Source organism: Sphaerisporangium perillae (genome assembly GCF_023276435.1).
GTDB classification, from domain to species: Bacteria; Actinomycetota; Actinomycetes; order Streptosporangiales; family Streptosporangiaceae; genus Sphaerisporangium; species Sphaerisporangium perillae.
The window spans coordinates 1-2,103 of record NZ_JALLPO010000098.1 but is presented as its reverse complement, the minus strand read 5'-3'; the positions used below and the strand labels follow the sequence as shown (position 1 = coordinate 2,103).

Here is a 2,103-nt window from a genome sequence, read left to right as displayed (position 1 = left end):
ACCCCGACCGCCGCCGCCGCGAACCGCCACCCGAACGGATTGGCACCGAACAACCACTCACCCGCACCGATCAACCACTTACCGAGCGGCGGATGCGCCACGTACAGCGCGCACGGGTCGGGGTTGTCGGGCGTGCAGGTCACCCAGAGATCGTCACGCCCGGCGAGCAGCCTCCGGTCGGCGATCGGGTCCTTGTCGGTGCCGAGGAAGGTCCGCTCGACGCCGTACCTGAACAGGGACAACCCGTCCTTGGCGTAGTAGGTCTCGTCGAAGACCACGGCCTTGGGCCATCCCAGCCGGTCGAACCGTAAGAACGCGCCGAACGCCGCCACCAGCAGCGGTCCCAGCCACCCCCACAGGGGGCTTCCCTGGAACGGCGGAACCAGCCGGTCGCGCACCGAACCCGGCTGTGCGGGCTCGGCGGCCGAGGGAACCGGCGGTTTCGCGAAAGGTCGGATTCTTCCGACAAATCTTGCGAAGTTCGCGAAGCTCGAGGGGAAGGCACGAACAGCCACCCGGGCACCCTATGCGCCGGGAGCACCACGCATCCATAGATCAAGCCCGTAACGGCCCCTGGAACGGCCCCATGCCGCTCCAGCGGACCGCACCGCGCCCCGTACTCCCGCACTCCCGCACCTGCATCCGCGCCGTGCCCCGCACCCCCGCATCCGCGGCGCGCCCGTCAGGAGCGGTGGACGGCGTCGTAGAGCTCCCGCTTCGGCACGCCCGCGGCCTTGGCCACGTCGACGATCGCCTGCTTGCGCGACACTCCGGCCTCCTCCCTGCGGGCGACCTCGTTCACCAGCTCGCCGATGTCGGGCTCGGCCGTACCCGGCGAGTGCCCGGCGACGACCAGCGTGATCTCGCCCCGCACGTCTCCCGCGGCCCACTCGGCCAGCTCGCCCAGCGGGCCCCGCCGTACCTCTTCGTAGGTCTTGGTGAGCTCGCGGCAGACGGCGGCGGGCCGTTCGGGCCCGAACGCCTCGGCCATCGCCTCCAAGCACGCCTGGAGGCGATGGGGCGCCTCGAAGAAGACCATGGTGCGCTCCTCGCCGGCGAGCGCGGCCAGCCGCCGGCCCCGCTCCCCGGCCTTGCGCGGCGGGAATCCCTCGAAGCAGAACCGGTCGCTCGGCAGACCGGAGATCGCGAGCGCGGTGGTGACGGCCGACGGGCCGGGGAGCGCCGTCACCGGGATGCCGGCCTCGACGGCGAGATGGGTGAGGCGGTAGCCGGGATCGGAGACCCCGGGCATCCCCGCATCGGTGATGACCAGCACGGTGTGCCCGTCCTGGAGGTCCCCGAGCAGCTCCTTGGCCCGGTTCGCCTCGTTGGCGTCGTAGTAGGAGACCACACGGCCGGAGAGCGTGATCCCGAGGTCGGCGACCAGCCTGCGCAGCCGCCGGGTGTCCTCGGCGGCGACGACGTCGGCGGTCGCGAGCGCCTCCCGGAGCCTCCCGGATGCGTCCTCGACACGCCCGATCGGAGCACCCGCCAGCACCAGCCTGCCGTTGTCGTTCACAAGGCCCATCCTCCCTCATGAACGCAAGCGTCATCAGCAGGGCATCTTCGACCAGGAGTCCCCCAATTGGGTACGTAAGAGGCGTTTCTTAGGCTGGACGTAATAGCCGCCCCGTACGATGTCCGGATGGCCCTGACGGACTTCCCTAACCAGGACTTCGAGCAGCCGGAGCCGCGTGACGAGCCCGCACAGCCGGGTTCGGTGCGCGACCGGCTGGTTCCGCCGTTCCAGGGAAGCCCCCTGTGGGGGTGGCTGGGACCGCTGCTGGTGGCGGCGTTCGGCGCGTTCTTGCGGTTCGACCGGCTGGGATGGCCCAAGGCGGTGGTCTTCGACGAGACCTACTACGCCAAGGACTCGCTGTCCCTGATCAACTTCGGCGTCGAACGGGTCGCGATCAAGGACGCCGACAAGCTGCTCCTCAAGGGCGACAGCCACATCTGGCAGCAGTGCGCGCCCAGCGAGATCGACAAGTGCGCCTCCTACGTCGTCCATCCGCCGCTCGGTAAGTGGTTGATCGGTGCGGGTGAGTGGTTGTTCGGTGCCAATCCGTTCGGGTGGCGGTTCGCGGCGGCGGCGGTCGGGGT

Annotated in this window: 1 protein-coding gene and 2 pseudogenes; 1 reads left to right on the top strand and 2 read right to left on the bottom strand. The window is 70.1% G+C overall.

Annotated features, from left to right (window positions below):
- Positions 1-398 (bottom strand): annotated as a pseudogene (locus tag MYF83_RS42120) (phospholipid carrier-dependent glycosyltransferase); the annotation flags it as partial.
- A gap of 284 nt (positions 399-682) precedes the next feature.
- Positions 683-1,519 carry a 16S rRNA (cytidine(1402)-2'-O)-methyltransferase gene (gene rsmI, locus MYF83_RS42115; RefSeq protein WP_372500420.1) on the bottom strand — a complete coding sequence of 279 codons (837 nt, stop codon included), beginning with the start codon at positions 1,517-1,519 and terminating at the stop codon, positions 683-685.
- 126 nt (positions 1,520-1,645) lie between these two features.
- Here rsmI and MYF83_RS42110 point away from each other — a divergent pair.
- Positions 1,646-2,103 (top strand): annotated as a pseudogene (locus MYF83_RS42110) (phospholipid carrier-dependent glycosyltransferase); the annotation flags it as partial.